Below are 18,351 nucleotides of genomic sequence, written 5' to 3' on the forward strand. Positions count from 1 at the left end.
CCCGTCACCGGACGACTACGCCGCGTAGTCGCGCGCGAACCGTCCTGCGGCGGCGGCGATCGCGTCGCGTGCCCGGACGACCTCCTCCCACGCGATCGTCTCGTCGGGGTAGTGCGCCTCGTCGATGGTACCGGGCCCGAACAGCACCGCGGGGATCCCGGCCGCGACGAAGTGTCGCGAGTCGGCGCCGTACGTCGCGCCCCGCGGCTCGACGTCCGGGAGCCCCGTTGCGACGAGGCCGGCACGGACCGCCTCGACGACCGGTTCGTCGACGGCGACCTCGGCCGGCTCGAACTGGACGGAGAACCGCTCGAACCGCGGCGGGTGATCGCGCAGCCAAGGGTCGGCGTCGACGACGTCGTCCAGGCGCTCGCGGAACGCCGCCTCCACCTCCGCGACGGTCTCCCCGGGCGCGACGCCGATCCGGAACTCCGCTTCGAGCGTCGCCGGGACCGTCGACGCCCACGAGCCCGCCTCGACCCGGCCGCAGACGACCGGCCACGGAACAGCGAACGACCCGTACAGCGGGTGCGAGACCGACTCGCCGCGCTCGGTCTCCAAGTCCGCGAACGCCTCCCGCACGGCCTCGAAGCGCGGGAGCACGTCCTCGCCGCGCCACCGAGTGGCCGCGTGGGCGCTCCGGCCGTCGATCTCGATCCGTGCCATGAGCGACCCCTCGCAGGCGACGACGGGACGTAGCTCGGTCGGCTCGGCGACGATCGCCGCGTCGCGCTCGAAGGGGTATGGGTTCGCGAGCGCGGCGGTCGCGGCGCCGTACCCGCCGTCCTCCTCGCCGGCGACGGCCTCGACGACGAGTCGGAGCCCGGACGGCGGCAGGTCGACTGCGCCGTCGGCGACCCCGTCGCGGACATCGACGGCGGCGGCGACGCAGGCCGCGAGCCCGCACTTCATGTCGGCCGCGCCGCGGGCCGTGAGGGTGTCGCCGCCCGCGTCGGCGGCGGCCGGGTCCGCGTTTCGCTCCGACGCGTCGCGCCAGACCGGCTCGAAGGGGTCGCTCGACCACTCCGCCGCCTCCGCGGGCACGACGTCGAGGTGGCCGTTCAGGACCAGCGTGGGGACCGGGTCGGCGGCGGCGGACTCGGGGGCCGCGTCGTCGCCGTCGCTCGCGCCACCGTCGTCGCCCGCACCGCCCAGTTCGAACACGCCGGCGACGCTGCGCCGCCCGTCGACGGCCGCTGCGTCGAGGTCGTCCGGGAAGGAGGGGTGGTCCGCGAGGACGGCGGGGTCGGCGTCCCAGGCGTACGTCTCGAAGCCGAGGTCGGCGAGCCGCTCGGCGACGAACGCGGCCGCGGCCGCCTCCTCGCCGGCGGTCGACCGGTGGCGACAGAGCTCGGCGGCGAACGCGCGCATGTCGAATGGCATGCTCCCGGCGACGGCTGGGGGTCGGAAACCGTTTCGGGTGGCGACGCCGACGCCTTCCGCGGTTCTAAACGTTTATCCGTCGGCTGCCCCTACGGCGATTCGTCTGGGCCGGTAGCTCAGTTAGGGAGAGCGTCCGGCTTTTAACCGGACGGTCGGGGGTTCGAATCCCTCCCGGCCCGTATCCTCGCGGCGAGCAACTCCGCCAGCCGCGAGGCCGTCGAGAAGGGAAAGGTTCGAAACCGCCGAGCGTGGCGCTACCGCGGAACCGACGCGGCGGTCCTCGGAGGATCGGGGACGGGTTACAGTCTCACCGTCTCGGCGTCGCACGGTGGGGGCTGGCGGTCGTCCAAAGGGAGAAATCGTGTGCTCTGTCGGCGTGTATCGCGCGGCCGCGGGAGATCAGTAGCCGAGCTGCTCACGCACGAGAACGACCGTCGTCCGGCCCTCCTCGGTCTCGCGCCGGTAGACGAGCTGTTTCGCGATCGCGGACTCGGCGCCGTACGCCTCCTGCGCGCGCTCGTTCTCCAGCGGGTACGCGACCGACTCCAGCCGATCGAAGGCGTCCGAGAGCGTCGGGACGATCTTGTTGATCCCGGTGACGATGACGACGTTGCCAGCGGCGAACGGGTACGCGCCGATCCGGCTGCCGGAGAGGTCGGCGGCGACGAGCTCACCGGTCTGTGCGACCGCGTTGATCCCACCGAGGAAGTAGTCGGCCGTCTGCGAATCGCGCCGCGCGGCCTGTCGCTCCGCGTCGTCGTCGATGCTCCAGATCTGGTCCGGGAGGCTCTCCCACTCGTGGTCGCCCTCGCTCAGGAACTCGTCGAACCCGATCTCTTCGAGCGTCGTCGAGTGCCCGTTCATCACCGAGGCCTCATCTGGGATCTGGGCGGTAACAGTCTCCAGCGCCTCGTCGGCGTCGTCGACGACGAGCACGTCGAAGCCGCGCTCCGCTAAGTTCGCGACCGTCTCTTCGACGGTCTCGTCGTCTGGGAGCTCGTCCAGTTCGGCGTTGATCTCGGTGTCGTCGGCGTAGTCGGCTTTTTGCTGTGGCATCGTAAACGTGAGAACCTCGTCGGGAGAACGAGCGGGCGGGAGTCACTTAACCGCTCGCGGACACCGCCGTCCAGTGGTTACGCGGGTGTTACCGTCGTGTCGCGCGGACCGAATGTGGGGGTCGCTAGCGCGGACCGAATGTGGGAGTCGCTAGCGCGGATCGTAACTGACGGGAAGCGAGACGGTCGCGTCGCTGGAGCGTCGGCGTCGATAAAAATCGCGTGTCGTCGTGGCCCGAAGGGGCGCGCGACGGTCGATCGGTGAAGCGGTCCAGCGGAACAGCTGCGGTCGGGGTGGGGGGTGAAGGCGTTAGCCGAACTTCACATCGCGCCGCCCATGCCGCCCATGCCGCCCATGCCGCCGCCCATGCCGCCGGGCGCGCCGCCGGGGCCGCCCTCGTCGCCGCCGTCGTCGGTGCCGCCGCCCTTGAGGTCGCCGGCCGCGATGACGTCGTCGATGCGGAGGATCATGACGGCCGCCTCGGTGGCGGACTCGATGGCCTGGGTCTTGACGCGGAGCGGCTCCACGACGCCCTCGGCCTCCATGTCGATCACGTCGCCCGTGTAGGCGTCGAGACCGGCGCCGAACTCGCCGCCGTCGTGGCGGGAGCGGAGGTCGACCAGCGAGTCGATGGGGTCGAGACCCGCGTTCTCGGCGAGAGTGCGCGGGACGACTTCCAGCGCGTCGGCGAACGCCTCGACGGCGAGCTGCTCGCGGCCGCCGACGGAGTCGGCGAAGTCGCGGAGCTGCAGCGCGAGCTCGGCCTCGGGGGCGCCGCCGCCGGGCAGCACCTGCCCGTCGAGCAGCGTCGTGCGGACGACGCCGAGCGAGTCATCGATGGCGCGCTCAACCTCGTCGACGACGTGCTCGGTGCCGCCGCGGAGGATGAGGGTGACGGACTTCGCCTCTTCGACGTCCTCGACGAAGATGCGCTCGTCGCCGCCGATGTCCTTCTGGGCGACGGAGCCGGCGAAGCCGAGGTCGTCCGACTCGATGTCGTCGAGGTTGGAGACGACGCGGCCGCCGGTCGCGCGGGCGAGGCGGTTCAGGTCGTCGGACTTCGCGCGGCGGACGGCGAGGATACCCTCCTGCGCGAGGTAGTGCTGGGCCATGTCGTCGATGCCGTCGCCGACGAAGACGACGTCGGCGCCGATGTCGACGAGGTGGTCGACCATCTCGCGGAGCTGCTCCTCTTCCTGGTCGAGGAACTGCTGGAGCTGGTCGGGGTCCGTGACGTTGACCTCGGCGTCGATCTCCGTCTCCTTCACCTCGATGGCGCCGTCGAACAGCGCCACGTCGGCGTCCTCGACCGCGAAGGGCATGTTCTCGTCGACGCGCTCCTTGTCGACGATGACGCCCTCGACGAGCTCAGACTCGTCGATGGAGCTGCCGACGACCTTCTCGACGGAGACGTTCTCCGTGTCGATGCCGTCATCGTCCTGGACCGCGAGGACGGCGTCGACGACGAGCTCGGCGAGGAGGTCCTTGGAGTTCTCCGCGCCCTTGCCCGTCATCGCCGTCTCGGCGATCTCGACGAGTGTGTCGCGGTCGTCCGCGGAGACGTCGATGGCCTCCTCGTCGAGGATCTCCTTGGCCTTCTCGGCGGCCTGACGGTACCCCTGCGCGAGGGTCGTCGCGTGGATGTCCTGGTCGAGGAGCTCCTCGGCCTGATCGAGGAGCTCACCGGCGACCACGACCGCGGAGGTGGTGCCGTCGCCGACCTCCTCCTCCTGCGTCTCGGAGACCTCGACGATCATGTTGGCCGCCGGGTGGTCGATGTCCATCTCTTTCAGGATGGTGACGCCGTCGTTCGTGACGACGACGGACCCGCCGGAGTCGACGAGCATCTTGTCCATCCCTTTCGGGCCGAGCGTGGTGCGGACGGACTCCGCGACCGCCTTGCCGGCCGTGATGTTCATGTTCTGCGCGTCCTTTCCGGATGTTCGCTGCGATTCCTCGGAAAGTACGATCATGGGCTGATTGCCCATCCGCTGGCGCTGTGACATTACGACCATTGATTGTTTGTGATTCTATATAAACCCTTTGTTCAGGTCGTGCGAAATCGCAACACGGTGGGGGAGTATCGGCCAGTATGCGGTGCGTTCACACGACCCTTTATATAGTACGCTAACTCGACCGTTGAGGCCGAGGTTGAGCGGCGCCAAACTACGGCGGCGCGTGCCTGCGAGGCCGCTCTACGGCCGGATAGCACGCGCGAGGTCGGCGACGCAACGCGTCGGCTGCCAGATGGACCGGGAGTCCTTCGTCGGAGTCGGCCGACTGAAGGAAGGCCGACGAGGCTGGGGCTTTGGCGGAGATCAGCGTATCCCGGTAGAGGTCGTCGTTAGTCGAAAAGCGACCGCGGCCGCAACGGGAAAAAGATATTCTCTGTTATTGCGGCGCGTTGAAGCTCACGTCGTCGTCGAGCTCGTTCGACATGCGCTCCAAGTACGAGTACACCGCGCCGTGCGGAGCCCCGTCGAGCAGCATTCCGACAGCGCGCCGCACCACCTCCAGCTCCTCGGGCTGCCCCACCGCGCCCACGGTCGACCCGTAGACGACGACGTTCGCGCCCGACAGCTCCTCGATGAGCTCCCGAGTCCGGCCGTTCTCGCCGATTATCCGGCCCTTCTTACGCTGGAGGTCGTTGTCGTTGCGAGTGTGTTCGGAGAGGTCGACCAGGTCGAGCGTCCGGAGGTCGTGGTCGAGGATCGACAGCGCGGTCTCCGGCTTGAAGCCGCGGCCGATCGCCTTGATCACGTCCGGGGCCACCATCGCCGCCACGGGGTCGTCGCGCTCCTCGATGGCGACGCTGCCGGACTCGGAGTCGATGTCGAGCCGCACGTTCGCCCGCTCTTCGATCTCTCGCATCGTCTCGCCGCCGGCGCCGATGACGACGCCGATCCGGTCCTGCGGAACCGTCACGTGTTGCATATCACGGAGTACCCGGCGGAGCCTTTTAAGAGTGTTCCGCGGCGGGCGCCGTGTGGCCGCGTGACGGTGGTCTCCGGCCGGTTGTCCGCCCGAAGGCGTGTCACACCGGAATGAGGTTTTTTGTCGACTCCACGAGCGACGCGTATGGAGATTAGACCGGCGGCGTCGGACCCGGACTCCGGGGGACTGATCCGCGTACAGGGGTTGTCCGAGGAAACCTATCCGACCGCGATCTACGCCCGCGAGGTCTGAGCCTCGACGCCGCGACGGAAGCGCCCCGAATTACGCTTCGTCGGAGGCTCCGGTCGACTTCCCGTCTGCCTCCGCGTTCGACTCCGTCTTCCCGCCCGACGCCGGCTCCCCGGTCGGGTCGGCCTCGGGCTCCGTCACGTACGCGCGGAGGTCGTCAGGGTCGACGTCGAGCCCCTGCCGGGTGAAAAACGTCGCCACGTTCTCGCAGTCGCGGGCGAGGAACTCCCCGGCGTTGGGGTGGTGAACCGTCACGGCCTGCCCCAGGTCGATGATCACCAGCTCGCCGTCGTGGATGATCATGTTGTACTCCGAGAGGTCGCCGTGGATCAGGCCGGCACCGTACAGCCGGCGCATGTACTCGCGGACGACCTCGTAGGCGGTCTCCGGGTTCTCCACGTCGACCTCGCTCAGCCGCCTTGCGCGCTCCTCGGCGTGGCCGACGAGCTCCATCACGAGGACGTTCCGCTGGACCGCGATCGGTTCCGGGACCCGGACGCCGGCCTTCTGCGCGCGCGAGAGGTTCGCGAACTCCTTGCGCGTCCACGCCAGCACGACCGCCTTCTTGTCGCTCGCGATGCCCTCGAAGCGCGGGTCGCCCTCCAAGTAGTCGCGCATTTGCCGGAAGTTCGAGGAGTTGATCCGGTACACCTTCACCGCGACCTCGCGCTCGGGCGTGACGCCCTCGGGGCCGCCGCCGGCCGCCTCCGACCCCGGCTCCGGCCGCTCGCCCGCCTGCCCGCCGAGCGCCTCGAAGACGCTCGCCTCCTTCCCCGTCGACACCGGCCCGCCGAAGGCGTCGACGTAGCCATCCTGGACCAGCTTGTACACCGCCGCCAGCGTGGCGTCGTCGAACACCGACTCCTGGAGCTTGAACTGCTCGGTGTCTTTGATCCGCTTGCGGAACTCGTCGAACTCGCGGTCCTGCCGCCGGGCGATCCGGTCGGCCTCGGTGTCGGAGACGTCGAGTTTCTCCCACTCGTCGCCGGGCTGGTCCGCCGGTTCGAGCAGGCCGAAGTCCTCGCTCATTCGTCCCGGGGTTCGACGCGGCGAGGGATAAGCGAGGGGGTCCGCGGGCCGTCGAGGCGACCCGGGAAAGCGGCCGCGCCGACCGTCACAGCACGTCGAGCGCGTCCGCGACCGGCATGTGCCCGTCGCGGACAGCCTCTAAGATCGTCCGCCGCTCCTCGGTCTCCGGGTCGGTCGCGTCGGCGTCGTCGCCGTCGTCGCCGACTTCCGCGAGCGTCACCTTCTCGGTCTCGCCGACGAACTCGGGGAAGTCGGTGCCGTCGGCCAGCGCTTTCTCCTTTTTCACCCGGTACGAGCCGGCGTCGGTGGTGTAGAGGTCGCCGGGGTGGAAGAAGTACCAGTCCTCGCGGTCGAACCGCACCGCGATCCGCGCCTTCGCGCCGAAGTTCCGCGCGAAGAACAACAGCGCTTCTACCTCCTCGCCGGTGAGGTAGATCGGGTCGCCCGCGCTCGACTTCGCCTCGATGGCGTAGAACGTCTCGCCGTCGCCCGCGAGCACGTCGGGGAGCTCGCGCTCGGTCGCGGAGCCGCTGGCCGGCGCGCGCATCACGGCGAAGCCCGCCTCGTCCAGGGCGTTCACCAGTTCGCGCTCGCGGCGGTCCCCCTTCCGGTTAGCGGACACGGTCGTCGTCACCCGGTTCGGTCATGGGCGACGTAGACGCGAGCCGGGCAAAAGCCCGGCGGGTCGCGGAGCGTCGACGGCGGGGTCGTAGGGTGTCGACGGCGGGGTCGCGAGACGCCGGTGACAAACTCGCAGACGCGATCGAATTCACCCGCGCAGCCGCCACCACAGCGACCGGAGCTTGTACCCGAGCGAGTCCCGCTCGTACCCGTTCCAGCCGCTCATCCCGCCGAAGAGCGTCGACGCCTCGTAGCCCGCCTCGTCGAGGACGCGGGTCGCGCGCTTGGCGACGATCCCCATCTTACAGACGGTGACGACCTCGCTGTCGTCGGGAATCTCGTCGAGCCGGCGGCGGAGCGCGGCGTCGTCGCCGCTCCGGAGGTCGTCGTACACGGGCACGTTCCGGCTCCCGTCGATCGCGCCGCTCCGGTAGTCCGACTCGGGGCGGATGTCCAGCAGGAACGGCTCGTCGTCCGTGCCGAGGCGCTCGTCCAGCTCGTCCGGGCGGATACGGCTCATCGGGGGACGATCGGTCTCGCGGGGCAAATCCCTGCCGGCTGCGGCGCGTCGAGCGCGGCGACCGTGGGGCCGCGACCGGTCTCACTCCCGCAGCCGCTCCGAGTGTTCGACGACGACCCGTCCGAGCCGCTCGGTGCGCCGGCGGAGGTCGTCGTCGGTGATCCGCGGACCGTCGTCCGGGGCGTCCGCGTCTCCCGGTCCGCCCGTCTCGACCTTCGAGGAGGCGCCCCGGATCCCGACCTCGTGGGGGACCGTCCACGCGTGGACGTTCCGGAACGTCGAGCGGAGGTGTTCGAGCGTCCCGCCGTAGGAGCCGCCGCCGGCGGTCGCGAGCAGGCCGACGGCGGTGTCTGCGTACTCGTCGGAGCCGCAGAAGTCGTGGAAGTTCTTGAACGTCGACGAGTAGGATCCGCGGTAGACGGGCGTGCCGGCGAGGACGCCGTCGGCCTCGCGGACGCGGCGCTTCAGCGCCTCGCTGTCGCCTTGGGCGTCCTCTTCGGGGTGGTACAGCGGGAGGTCGACCGCGGCCAGGTCGATCAGGTCCGTCTCGGCGCCGGCGTCGGCCGCGGCGTCGAGCGCGACGCGGAGGGCGGCCCGCGTGGTGCTGGCCGCGCTCCGGCTGCCGGAGACGGCGACGATTCGGGTCATACCTCGAGTTCGAGACCAGATAGTAAAAACGGAGGCGATCGACGGGGAGCGGACCCGAAACTCCGACCGATAGTGCCTTGGAACTAATTGGCAAGGTCGATTCGCGCCGTCATAACTCCGGCCCCTCGATTGTAAGTAGCCGGTAGCAGATCGGCGGCGGCCACCTCCGAAGCCCCGGCCTCGCGGCGCCCCGGTGAGTCCCCTCTGCCCAGCACAGCACCTCACGCCTCCCCAGCCACGTCGGACCGGCGCGACTGCGTCGGTCCGACTCCCTCGCGCGTGCTCCTCACGCCCTGCGGGCATTCGGAGGCACGCGCCGCCGCGGTTTATTTATCAATAGCCGCGGGCGATCCGCTCGCGCAACCTTCGCGGCCGACACGGGGCATTATTGTCCCCGCCGCCGACGTGGCCGACATGGACCAGATAGCCTTCGGCACGGACGGGTGGCGCGCGACACTCGACACGTTCACCGACGATCGCGTGCGGATCGTGGGACAGGCGATCGCCGACCACCTCGACGCGGCGGGGCACGACGAACCGGTCGCGGTGGGGTACGACGCCCGCGAGACCTCGGAGGGGTTCGCCGAGAGCCTCGCGGAGGTGTTCGCGGGCAACGGCTTCGACGTGATCCTCCCCGAGCGCGACGCGCCGACGCCGGTGATCGCCCACGCTATCGTCGACCGCGGACTGGCCGGCGCGTGTATGATCACCGCCTCGCACAACCCGCCCGAGTACAACGGCGTGAAGTTCATCCCGCACGACGGCGCGCCGGCGCTGCCGGACGTGACCGAGGATGTCGTCGACCGGCTCGCCGAGCCCGACCTGCTCCCCGAAGCCGAGCGCGGCGACATCTCTCGGGTCGACCTCGTGAGCGAACACGCCGACGCGGCCCGCGAGGTCGTCGGCCGCGTCGCCGGAGACGGGGACGGCGTCGACCTCGACGGGCTCACGGTCGCGTACGACGCGATGCACGGGAGCGGGCGCGGCGTCACGGACGCGCTCCTCGAGTCGGCCGGCGCGGAGGTGGAGCGCCTGCGCTGCGAGCGCGACGTGACCTTCGGCGGCGACTCCCCCGAGCCGTCGGCCGAACACCTCGGAGAACTGGCCGAGCGCGTCACCGACCCCGAGAGCGACGTGGATCTGGGGATCGCCAACGACGGCGACGCCGACCGGATCGCGGTCGTCACGCCCGAGCGCGGCGTCCTCGACGCGAACCTCTTCTACGCCGCCTGCTACGACCGTCTCTTGGAGACCGACTCCGGGCCCGCGGTCCGCACCGTCTCGACGACGTTCCTCGTCGACCGCATCGCCGAGGCGCACGGCGAGGCGGTGTACGAGACCCCGGTCGGCTTCAAGTGGGTCGCCGAGGCGATGGGTGAGCACGACGCGCTGTTCGGCGGCGAGGAGTCCGGCGGGTTCACCCTCCGCGGTCACGTCCGGGAGAAGGACGGCGTGCTGATGGGGCTGCTCGCGGCCGCGACCCACGCCGCCGAGCCGTTCGACGCGCGCGTCGACCGCCTGCTCGACGAGCACGGCCACATCGCGGCCGGAAAAGTGTCGCTCGACTGCCCGGACGACCGGAAGGAAGCGGTCCTCGACGAGCTGGAGGACCACATCCCGGAGGCAGTCGGCGGGTCCCCCGTAGCGAAGGTCGTCACGCTCGACGGGTTCAAGCTCCTCTTAGAGAGCGGCTCGTGGCTGCTCGTCCGCCCCTCGGGCACCGAGCCGAAGCTCCGGGTGTACGCCGAGGCCGACTCCGACGAGGCCGTCGACGACCTGCTCGCCGAGGGGCGCGACCTCGTCGAGCCGCTCGTCTGAGGGCCGCGCGCGACGACCGGCGCGATCGGTCCGGGAGCCCGATCCCGCGCGGACGAGTTTCAGTTCCGTCTTGCGTTCGGCTCGTCTACTCATGAATTACCCTCGCACCGTCGTGTACCGCCTGGCGCGGCGCAGGCCACACACGGTCGACGAGCCACTGTCAGCGCCCGAGCGGACCGACGTGAACCCGACACCGCTCGCGGAGCCGGCCGACAGCGCCCCGACGGACGGGCCGATCCGAGCCGCCCGACCCCGGCGACGGAGCGCCCCGCGGCCCCGGTAGCGAGGAGCCCCGCGACCTCACGCGCGAGCCGGCGGACGACGGCGCGGACGCGGAGGCGAGAGGCCGGGACGCCGACGAGGCGGAGACCCTCGAATACCGGCTCGAACGGCTCCGCCCGCTGCGAGCCGTGGTGACGCTCGGGGTCGTCGTCGCCCGGCTCATCCGGTCGGTTTGAGCGTTTCCGTGCCGACCCGATCGGGTGTCTTTTTAGGGGATACCGCCCTAGCCGAACGTATATGTTCAAGGCCATCGTGGGCGCGTCGACGTTTCAGGACGCGCTCGATTCGGTGAGCGTGTTGGTCGACGAGTGTAAGATCCGCCTGAACGAGGAGGAGCTCTCCATCCGGGCCGTCGACCCCGCCAACGTCGGCATGGTCGACCTCACGCTGGAGGCGGCCGCGTTCGAGTCCTACGACGCCGACGGCGGCGTCATCGGCGTCAACCTCGCCCGCCTGGAGGACATCGCCGGCATGGCCAACTCGGGCGACCTGATCCACCTCGAACTCGACGAGGAGACCCGCAAGCTCCACATCGAGATCGACGGCCTCTCGTACACCCTCGCGCTCATCGACCCCGACTCGATCCGCCAGGAGCCGGACATCCCCGACCTCGATCTCGCCTCCGAGATCGTCGTCGAGGGCGCCCAGCTCGACCGCGGGATCAAGGCCGCCGACATGGTCTCCGACCACATCCGCCTCCGCGTCGACGAGGGCGACGAGGCGTTCTTCATCGAGGCCGAGGGCGACACCGACGACGTGAACCTCAAGCTCGACCGCGAGGACCTCATCGCGCTCACCGCCGGCCCCGCTGACTCGCTGTTCAGCCTCGACTACCTCAAGGACATGAACAAGGCGATCCCCTCCGACGCCGAGGTCACCGTCGAGCTCGGCGAGGAGTTCCCCGTCAAGCTCCACTACGGCTTCGCCGAGGGGCTCGGACAGGCAACGTATATGCTTGCACCGAGGATTCAGAGCGAGTAAATTACCGAGGGAAGCGTGTCCAGGATGCGGAGAGTCGTTCAAGCGGGTCGGTAGTCACTGGGCACGCGGAAGCTGTTACTACCCCGAAACACCCACGTACCTTCGCGAGATCCTCGTCGGCTGTTTCATGGGTGACGGGGGGTCCGTCCCAAAGACGAACGACGGGGCTCACGGCCTGTTCCGTCTCTCGATGGTTACAAGCAATCCTTGGAGTGGTTCGACCACAAGATGGGGGTGTTGAGCACCGGTGTCCGATTAAAAAAAGACGGCAGCGGAGCTGGCACATAGTAACCGTGAATCGGGGTCAGTCCAAATGCGAGGGCTGAGAACTATCACGATAGGTATACCGTCATATCGCGATCTCACCCGTTCATGCGGTCACTTCGTCGGTGGTACCGGTCCGGCGAGAAGCGGTTCCCAGAGAGTCTATCGCTGACGCCACGGATCGCCAAGATGTGGTACGTCTGTGACGGGTGTCTCGATGTTCAGGAGTACGGCGAACCGAGAGCAGCAATACGGATACGACACCGAGACGACCGTCAGGAGTTCTTTTTAAATCTATTCGAGGAGATTGGCCTCTCACCGTCGTACGGCCGCGAAACGATCCGCTTCGGGGTCGAAGAGGCTCGCTCGTTCCTCGACTGAAGCACCCCACCGCCCGGATTCGAGTACAAGTGGGTACTCGACTCGCGAGAGCGCTACGATCGTCTGAAGGCACAGGCGTACGGCGAGGCACACGCTTTATAAGCCGTCTACGACCGGAACCGACACCGTCACCCGCGTCCCCCGCGGCTCCCGGTCGGCGTACTCGACGTCGGCGCCGACCGCGGCGGCGCCCCACGCGACGACCCACAGGCCCAGCCCCGACCCGTGTTCGAGGGCGGTCTCCCGCCCGGACTCGACCGCCTCGACTTCGTGCTCGGGGATCCCGGGCCCGTCGTCCGCGACGGTGAGCACGAACCGCGCGTCGCCCTCGCCCTCGTGGCCGCCGTCGCCTCCGCGCTCCTCTCGACGGAGCGCGACCCGTACCCACGCCCCGCCGTCATCGCGTTCTGTTCCCTGACCGTCGTGGTGATCGAGCGCGTTCTCCACCGTGTTCTCGACGACCGCGCGGAGCGCGTCGAGCCGGACCCGCGTGACCCACTCGTCGTCGTCGGCGTCTCCGGTCGTCCGCTCGCCGACGGAAGTCGCCGCCCCGCCGTCGGCGGTCGTCGGCTCGCCGTCGACCGCGAGTTCGATCGCCGCGTCGTCGCGACCACGGGCGTCCGCGACGGCCGATGTCACGAGGTCGCGCACGTCCGTCGGCTCGGGGTCCCGATCTTCGAGCAGCCGCTCGACGGTCCCGGCCTTCTCGCCGAGCGCGGCCAGCGCGCCCGCGCGACGCTCGACCGCGTCGGCCATCTGAACGAGTTCCGAGTCGTCGACGCGATCGCGGAGGATCTCGCCGTACCCGCGGACGACGCCCGCGTCGTTGCGGAGGTTGTGTCGCAGGATGCGGTTGAGCACCTCCAGCTGCTGGCGTCGGCGCTCGCGGTCGGTGACGTCCGAGAGGACGAGAGTGTACCCGACGTGGGTGCCGTTGGGGTCGGTGAGCCGGGAGACTGACACCGCGTACGTGCGGCTGCGGGCCCCGTCGCCGGCGTCGATCTCGACCGTCTCGCGGGAACCGCCCGCTTCGTCGTCCGGGCCGGACTCGCCGCCGTCCGGTTCGCCCTCGCCCGCGTCGCCGATGCGGACCGGGAGATCGAGGAAATCGGCGAGCGGGCGGTCGCGGGCGGTCTGGGCGTCGACGCCGAGCACCGTTTCGGCCGCGGGGTTGATCCGGACGATGCGGCGGTCGAGCGCCAGCGCCACGATGGGGTCGCGGAGGTCGTCGATCGCGGTGCGCTCCGCGGCGCGGCTGGTGGTCGGGTTCCGGTCGAACATCTCCGCGCGGTCGAACGCGTACGCGTCGAGGAGCAGGTGCGGGACGAACATCACCGGCGCGAGTTGGAGTTGGGGCACCGGGCCGAGCGCCAGCGCCCACGCGACCAGCGCGAACCCGGGCGGCAGCGAGCTCAGCGCGACCGCGGCGGTACAGCGGCCCGTAGCTGAGCAGCGTGTCGACGAGGAGGAACACGGCGCTGGCGACGAGGACCGTCTCCGCGGCGACCGTCAGGTACGCCCACGGCCCGAACGCGTACGAGACGGTCTCGACGCCGAAGGCGGGGTCGCGCGCGAAGTCGGTCCAGAAGACACCGTGGAGCGAGTTCGTGACGACGAGCGCGGACGAGAGTGCGCCGAACCCGACGACCGCCGCGAACAGGCGGCTCCGGACCACGTCGCTCCGGCCCGTGTACTCCAGTGCGAACCCGAGGAAGGCGATCCCTGTCCAGATCACGCCCAGCCACATCGTCGCCTCCAGCGCGGCTCGGATCGCCGGTTCGGAGACCAGCAGGCCGACGCCGTAGGAGAGACACCACGTCGCCTGCGCGGCGAACACGCCGAGGAACCAGTCGACGCCGGGGCGGCCGCGGTGTTCGCGGATCGCCCACGCGAGCGCCCCCGCCCCGCCCGCGAGGGAGCCGACGGCGGGCCACGCGGGAACGAGGTCGAGGGCCATTCGTCGGGTACGACGGCGACGGCGGGGGTAAAGCTGTCGTGGGGCGGCGGTCCGTCCGGTCCGCGCTCCGGACGAACCGGCGCTACAGATGCCGCTCGATGACGCGCTTCGCGGCCTGTCCCTTCTCCTTCCAGCCGTACCCCTCGTCGTACACGTGGCGCTTGGCGTCGACGAGCTCGCCGGGCGTCGACTCCTCGAAGCCGCCGCGGTCCCACGCGCCCGACTCGCGGAGCCACTCGATCACGTTCTCGCGGGTCTCGGGCCACGAGAGCCCGACCATCTCGTACCACGCCACCATCGCGAACACCGCGTTGTCGTGACAGCCCGGGACCGAGCCGTGCTCGTAGACGGTGCGCATCGGGTCGCGAGTCGGCTCCGAGACGCGTTCCTTGAACTCCGCGGCGGTGAGCAGGCGGAGCCGGTCGCCGTCCTCGACGACGCGCTGGTCGCGGCGGAGCGCGCCGAGCGCGGCCTTGTGGAGCCCGCCCCACTCCGCCGGGACCGCGTCCCGCAGCGCCGCTTCCGGGAGGCCGTCGGGCTCCGCGGACAGCACCGACAGGAGGTCGGTGTACGCCTTCTCGACGGTCGGCCAGCTCACGCCCTCGAACTCACAGTCGGCGTCGTGAAGGCTGTTCGTCGTCCGACAGCCGGGGCACGGGTAGCGGAACGTCGGCACGAGGCGACGCTTCGACGCCGCGGGAGTTAGGGGTTTCGCGACGACGGTCACGAACGTTAGCGGGGTTCCGAAACGTTTACTCACCGGCCGGTCGCGAATCTACACGGTATGACAAAGGTCAGCGTTATTGGTGCGGCGGGGACCGTCGGAGCCGCGGCCGGCTACAACCTCGCGTTACGCGACGTGGTCGACGAGCTCGTCTTCGTGGACATTCCGGACCAGCGCGAGACGACGATCGGACAGGCCGCCGACGCGAACCACGGCGTCGCGTACGACTCGAACACGACCGTCCGGCAGGGCGAGTACGAGGACACCGCCGGCTCGGACGTGGTCGTCATCACGGCGGGCATCCCGCGCAAGGAGGGGCAGACCCGGATCGACCTCGCCGGCGACAACGCGCCGATCATGGAGGACATCGGGTCCTCAATCGCCGAGCACAACGACGACTTCGTCACCGTCACCACCTCGAACCCGGTCGATCTGCTCAACCGCCACCTCTACGAGGCGGGCGACCGCGACCGCCACAAGGTGGTCGGCTTCGGCGGCCGGCTCGACTCCGCGCGCTTCCGCTACGTCCTCTCCGAGCGCTTCGACGCGCCCGTCCAGAACGTCGAGGCGACGATCCTCGGCGAACACGGCGACGCGCAGGCGCCCGTCTTCTCGAAGGTGCGCGTCGACGGCCGCGACCCGTCGTTCGACGCCGACGAGAAAGAGCAGATCCTCGCGGACCTCCAGGAGTCCGCGATGGACGTGATCAGCCGGAAGGGCGCGACGCAGTGGGGACCCGCCACCGGCGTCGCCCACACCGTCGAGGCCATCCTCAACGACACCGGCGAGGTGCTCCCCTGCTCGGTCGTGCTCGACGGCGAGTACGGCTACGACGACACCGCGCTCGGCGTCCCCGCGAAGCTCGGCGCGAACGGCGTCGAGGAGGTCGTCGAGTGGGACCTCGACGAGTACGAGGCCGAACTGCTCGACGAGGCCGCCGAGAAGCTCTCCGAGCAGTACGAGAAGATCGCGTAGCGAGCGCCCGCTTTTATCACCGTCTTTTTATCGCTGCCGCACCCCCGTCTGGCCATGAACCGCGCCGAGATCGACACCGACGACCTCCTGAAGATCGTGCTGCTGCTCGTCGTCGTGTGGCTTCTCCTGGAGATCGTCGGGGCCGTCCTCGAGGTCGCCTTCTGGCTGCTCGACGCCCTCCCGACGCTGATCGGGATCGCGCTCGTCGTCGTGATCGCCTTACACCTCACCGATCGGATCTGAGGCGGACGCCGACGTGTTCAGCCTCAACGTCCCGCTCCCGCCCGCTATCGACCGCCTCGCCGGCGATCTCCACCCGAAACTGACGGGGTTCGATCGCGTCCGCAAGCGTCACACCCTCGTCTGTAAGCGCTTCGGCGCCGAGGACGTGCGACGCGGAGAGCGCGACGGAGGCGATGAACGCGGAGAGGGCGAGGGGGGCGAGGAACGTGGAGGGGACAAACCCGTCCCGCCTCGTCAGGAGGCCCTCGACCGGCTGCGCGAACGCCTTCGTCGACCGCTCGCGCCCGCCGACCCGTTCGAGGTCGCCGTGACCGGGATCGACGTCTTCGACGCGCCGCGGTCAGGGTCACGGCCGATCGTGTATCTGACGGTCGAGAGCGACGGGCTCGTTCGGCTTCACCGCAGGCTCTGTGCGGCGTTCGGGACGGTGGAGGGAATCGAGGGCGACGCGTACGTCCCGCACGTGACGCTGGCGCGGGGCGGCGACCCGGAACCGGGCGCGGTCGCCGACCTCGTCGAGACCGAGTTCGACCCGGTCCGGTGGCGCGTCCATGCGCTCGACGCGTGGGACCCGGAGTGCCGGGAGGTCGCGGCGACGGTCGATCTGTAGGGCGAACCGGAGGTTACGCGTCGTCGACCGCGTCCGGTTCCTCGACCGTGTGGTGCGGCCCCACCGGCCCGTGGGTCGGGCAGACGCCCGCGATCGGGGTGGCGTTGAGACAGCAGGCGCGGCGGTCGGTCGCAACGAGACCGCTCGAGAGCGGATCGCCGCACCGGGCGCAGTACGCGTCGGCGGGGGCGGACATCTACCGCTCGCGGATCCGCATCGGCACCGGATGGCTCGGGTGCATGGTGAGCGAGCCGCGCAAGGAGAGGTCCGGTCCCTCGTAGCCGAGTTCGAACTGCGAGCAGATCTCCGCGAGGATGATCTTCGCCTCCAGCAGCGAGAACGCCTTCCCGATACAGTGGCGCGGGCCCCCGCCGAAGGGGAAGAAGGCGAACCGGGGGCGCTCGCTCCGGCGCTTGGGCGTCCAGCGGTCGGGGTCGAACGTCTCGGGGGCGTCGTACCACCGCTCGGACCGGTGGGTCACCCACTGCGACACCATCAGCGCGGACCCCTCCGGGATCCGGTACCCCCCCAGTTTCACGTCGAGCTTCGGCTCGCGAAACAGGGTGTAGACGGGCGGGTAGAGGCGCATCGACTCGTTGAGCACGCGCTCGGTGTACGCCATGTCGCGGACGTCGGCCGCGGTCGGCGGGCCGTCGGCGGTCGCCGTCTCGGCCTCGCGCTCGACCTCGCGACGGGCCTCAGGGTGGTTCGAGAGCAGGTAGAACGTGTACGTCAGCGCGAGCGCGGTCGTGTCGTGGCCGGCGAGCAGCATCGTCACCAGCTCGTCGCGGAGGTTCTCGTCGGTCTGCTCGCCGCGGTCGCGGGCGCGCAGGAGGACTGAGAGCAGGTCCATCGGCAGGTCGCCGTCGCCGTCCCCGGCCGGGCCGGGCACCCCGACGCCCTCCGCGCCGGCGGGGTCGACGCTCGGGTCGCGCTCCGTGCCCCGGCGGCGGTCGACGATCCCGTCGATGACGGATTCGAGGGTGTCGATCGCGGCGTCGAACTCGCGGTTCTCGCGGGTCGGCACCCAGTTCGGGATCAGGAACCGCCGCGGGTCGGGCTCGAACCGCGCGCCGAGCGGCTCCAAGTTCTCTTGGACCGTCTTCACCTCCTCGTCGGTGATGTCGGCGCCGAACATCGCCGAGACGATGATCTTCACGGTGAGGCGGGCGACCTCGAGCTGGATGTCGACGACCTCGCCGTCGGCCCAGTCCGCGAGCTGCGACTCCGTGTGGTCGACCATCGTCCCGTCGAGCGCGCCGATCCGGCGGTTGTGGAACGAGGGGTTCGCGAGCGTGCGCTGGCGCTGCCACGTGTCGCCGTCGCTCATGAGGAGACCGTCGCCGAGCAGCGTGTCCATCGCGTCGTCGCCGAACTGGGGCTTCCGGTAGCGTTCGGCGTCGGCGACGAGCACGCGCTCGACGTCGGCGGGGTTCGTGAGCAGGTACGTCTCTCTGGGACCGAGGTCGAGCCGCACCACGTCACCGTAGCTGTCGGCGCAGGCGCGGAGGAAACCGAAGGGGTCGTCAGCGAACTGGCGACCGTTCCCGAACAGGGGGTCGCCGAGCGGCCCGGGCGGCGTAACGGACATACGTTTTGTGGGGGCTGAGCGGGGTTAAACGTTCGGCGGTGCCGAGAGAACGGGGGAGCGAAAGCGGACGGGACTGGGGGCGGTA

17 protein-coding genes, 1 tRNA gene and 1 pseudogene are annotated in these 18,351 nt (G+C 69.9%); 7 read left to right on the forward strand and 12 right to left on the reverse strand.

Going from position 1 to position 18,351, the window contains the following annotated elements; genetic code table 11:
- Window positions 1–15 precede the first annotated feature (15 nt).
- Window positions 16–1,383, reverse strand: coding sequence for a M20/M25/M40 family metallo-hydrolase (locus EO776_RS15290; protein ID WP_129452526.1), 1,368 nt, complete (start codon window positions 1,381–1,383; stop codon window positions 16–18).
- A 105-nt stretch (window positions 1,384–1,488) separates the two neighbouring features.
- On the opposite strand from EO776_RS15290, the gene EO776_RS15295 reads away from it, so the two are divergent.
- Window positions 1,489–1,562 (forward strand) — tRNA-Lys (locus tag EO776_RS15295).
- 220 nt (window positions 1,563–1,782) lie between these two features.
- Here the strand turns inward: EO776_RS15295 and EO776_RS15300 are convergent.
- The 7 genes from EO776_RS15300 to EO776_RS15330 form a co-directional block, all read right to left on the reverse strand.
- The gene (locus EO776_RS15300; protein WP_049932039.1) at window positions 1,783–2,439 is read right to left on the reverse strand and encodes a lactate utilization protein; all 657 of its coding nucleotides are present in this window, start codon (window positions 2,437–2,439) and stop codon (window positions 1,783–1,785) included.
- A 320-nt stretch (window positions 2,440–2,759) separates the two neighbouring features.
- The gene (gene thsA, locus EO776_RS15305) at window positions 2,760–4,412 is read right to left on the reverse strand and encodes a thermosome subunit alpha (RefSeq protein WP_080508593.1); all 1,653 of its coding nucleotides are present in this window, start codon (window positions 4,410–4,412) and stop codon (window positions 2,760–2,762) included.
- Window positions 4,413–4,830: 418 nt separating this feature from the next.
- Complete coding sequence (locus EO776_RS15310; RefSeq protein WP_006114650.1) at window positions 4,831–5,373, reverse strand: KH domain-containing protein; 543 nt, start codon at window positions 5,371–5,373, stop codon at window positions 4,831–4,833.
- A 282-nt stretch (window positions 5,374–5,655) separates the two neighbouring features.
- A complete protein-coding gene (gene rio1 / locus EO776_RS15315; RefSeq protein ID WP_094519668.1) occupies window positions 5,656–6,651 on the reverse strand; it encodes a serine/threonine-protein kinase Rio1 in 996 nt (331 codons plus the stop codon).
- An 85-nt stretch (window positions 6,652–6,736) separates the two neighbouring features.
- Complete coding sequence (hjc, locus tag EO776_RS15320) at window positions 6,737–7,285, reverse strand: Holliday junction resolvase Hjc (protein ID WP_094519667.1); 549 nt, start codon at window positions 7,283–7,285, stop codon at window positions 6,737–6,739.
- 135 nt (window positions 7,286–7,420) lie between these two features.
- Complete coding sequence (locus tag EO776_RS15325) at window positions 7,421–7,792, reverse strand: rhodanese-like domain-containing protein (protein WP_094519666.1); 372 nt, start codon at window positions 7,790–7,792, stop codon at window positions 7,421–7,423.
- A gap of 81 nt (window positions 7,793–7,873) precedes the next feature.
- Window positions 7,874–8,440 carry an NADPH-dependent FMN reductase gene (locus EO776_RS15330; protein ID WP_049932033.1) on the reverse strand — a complete coding sequence of 189 codons (567 nt, stop codon included), beginning with the start codon at window positions 8,438–8,440 and terminating at the stop codon, window positions 7,874–7,876.
- Window positions 8,441–8,854: 414 nt separating this feature from the next.
- Here EO776_RS15330 and EO776_RS15335 point away from each other — a divergent pair, with 414 nt between their 5' ends.
- The 3 genes from EO776_RS15335 to EO776_RS15345 all read left to right on the forward strand — a co-directional run bounded on the left by EO776_RS15335 (window position 8,855) and on the right by EO776_RS15345 (window position 12,166).
- Window positions 8,855–10,258, forward strand: coding sequence for a phosphoglucomutase/phosphomannomutase family protein (locus EO776_RS15335; protein WP_094519665.1), 1,404 nt, complete (start codon window positions 8,855–8,857; stop codon window positions 10,256–10,258).
- A gap of 519 nt (window positions 10,259–10,777) precedes the next feature.
- Entirely contained in the window at window positions 10,778–11,521 is a 744-nt protein-coding gene (locus EO776_RS15340) for a DNA polymerase sliding clamp (RefSeq protein ID WP_089308514.1), read from the forward strand.
- A gap of 372 nt (window positions 11,522–11,893) precedes the next feature.
- Entirely contained in the window at window positions 11,894–12,166 is a 273-nt protein-coding gene (locus EO776_RS15345) for a hypothetical protein (RefSeq protein ID WP_094494297.1), read from the forward strand.
- 96 nt (window positions 12,167–12,262) lie between these two features.
- Here the strand turns inward: EO776_RS15345 and EO776_RS15350 are convergent.
- Window positions 12,263–14,123 (reverse strand): annotated as a pseudogene (locus EO776_RS15350) (histidine kinase N-terminal 7TM domain-containing protein).
- An 82-nt stretch (window positions 14,124–14,205) separates the two neighbouring features.
- On the reverse strand, window positions 14,206–14,799 hold the full coding sequence (locus tag EO776_RS15355; RefSeq protein ID WP_049932148.1) for a DUF7474 family protein: 594 nt from the start codon (window positions 14,797–14,799) through the stop codon (window positions 14,206–14,208).
- A 108-nt stretch (window positions 14,800–14,907) separates the two neighbouring features.
- On the opposite strand from EO776_RS15355, the gene mdh reads away from it, so the two are divergent.
- The 3 genes from mdh to EO776_RS15370 are packed head-to-tail and all read left to right on the forward strand — an operon-like array spanning window position 14,908 to window position 16,675.
- Window positions 14,908–15,822 (forward strand): malate dehydrogenase, encoded by a 915-nt coding sequence (mdh, locus tag EO776_RS15360; RefSeq protein WP_049932026.1) that lies wholly within the window; start codon window positions 14,908–14,910, stop codon window positions 15,820–15,822.
- A gap of 54 nt (window positions 15,823–15,876) precedes the next feature.
- Complete coding sequence (locus EO776_RS15365) at window positions 15,877–16,065, forward strand: DUF7554 family protein (RefSeq protein ID WP_049932025.1); 189 nt, start codon at window positions 15,877–15,879, stop codon at window positions 16,063–16,065.
- A gap of 13 nt (window positions 16,066–16,078) precedes the next feature.
- Window positions 16,079–16,675, forward strand: a complete 597-nt coding sequence (locus EO776_RS15370; protein ID WP_129452527.1) for a 2'-5' RNA ligase family protein — start codon at window positions 16,079–16,081, stop codon at window positions 16,673–16,675.
- A gap of 13 nt (window positions 16,676–16,688) precedes the next feature.
- On the opposite strand, the gene EO776_RS15375 is transcribed toward EO776_RS15370, so the two are convergent.
- Window positions 16,689–16,871, reverse strand: a complete 183-nt coding sequence (locus EO776_RS15375) for a hypothetical protein (RefSeq protein WP_129452528.1) — start codon at window positions 16,869–16,871, stop codon at window positions 16,689–16,691.
- Entirely contained in the window at window positions 16,872–18,266 is a 1,395-nt protein-coding gene (locus EO776_RS15380; RefSeq protein ID WP_094519662.1) for a cytochrome P450, read from the reverse strand.
- Window positions 18,267–18,351: the final 85 nt, after the last annotated feature.

Source organism: Halorubrum ezzemoulense (genome assembly GCF_004126515.1).
GTDB classification, from domain to species: Archaea; Halobacteriota; Halobacteria; order Halobacteriales; family Haloferacaceae; genus Halorubrum; species Halorubrum ezzemoulense.

Bases quoted from the DNA above. Each gene is read 5' to 3' on its own strand.
- EO776_RS15290 (WP_129452526.1), bottom strand. From the start codon at position 1,383: ATGCCATTCGACATGCGCGCGTTCGCCGCCGAGCTCTGTCGCCACCGG.
- EO776_RS15300 (WP_049932039.1), bottom strand. From the start codon at position 2,439: ATGCCACAGCAAAAAGCCGACTACGCCGACGACACCGAGATCAACGCC.
- thsA (WP_080508593.1), bottom strand. From the start codon at position 4,412: ATGATCGTACTTTCCGAGGAATCGCAGCGAACATCCGGAAAGGACGCG.
- EO776_RS15310 (WP_006114650.1), bottom strand. From the start codon at position 5,373: ATGCAACACGTGACGGTTCCGCAGGACCGGATCGGCGTCGTCATCGGC.
- rio1 (WP_094519668.1), bottom strand. From the start codon at position 6,651: ATGAGCGAGGACTTCGGCCTGCTCGAACCGGCGGACCAGCCCGGCGAC.
- EO776_RS15325 (WP_094519666.1), bottom strand. From the start codon at position 7,792: ATGAGCCGTATCCGCCCGGACGAGCTGGACGAGCGCCTCGGCACGGAC.
- EO776_RS15330 (WP_049932033.1), bottom strand. From the start codon at position 8,440: ATGACCCGAATCGTCGCCGTCTCCGGCAGCCGGAGCGCGGCCAGCACC.
- EO776_RS15335 (WP_094519665.1), top strand. From the start codon at position 8,855: ATGGACCAGATAGCCTTCGGCACGGACGGGTGGCGCGCGACACTCGAC.
- EO776_RS15340 (WP_089308514.1), top strand. From the start codon at position 10,778: ATGTTCAAGGCCATCGTGGGCGCGTCGACGTTTCAGGACGCGCTCGAT.
- EO776_RS15345 (WP_094494297.1), top strand. From the start codon at position 11,894: ATGCGGTCACTTCGTCGGTGGTACCGGTCCGGCGAGAAGCGGTTCCCA.
- mdh (WP_049932026.1), top strand. From the start codon at position 14,908: ATGACAAAGGTCAGCGTTATTGGTGCGGCGGGGACCGTCGGAGCCGCG.
- EO776_RS15365 (WP_049932025.1), top strand. From the start codon at position 15,877: ATGAACCGCGCCGAGATCGACACCGACGACCTCCTGAAGATCGTGCTG.
- EO776_RS15375 (WP_129452528.1), bottom strand. From the start codon at position 16,871: ATGTCCGCCCCCGCCGACGCGTACTGCGCCCGGTGCGGCGATCCGCTC.
- EO776_RS15380 (WP_094519662.1), bottom strand. From the start codon at position 18,266: ATGTCCGTTACGCCGCCCGGGCCGCTCGGCGACCCCCTGTTCGGGAAC.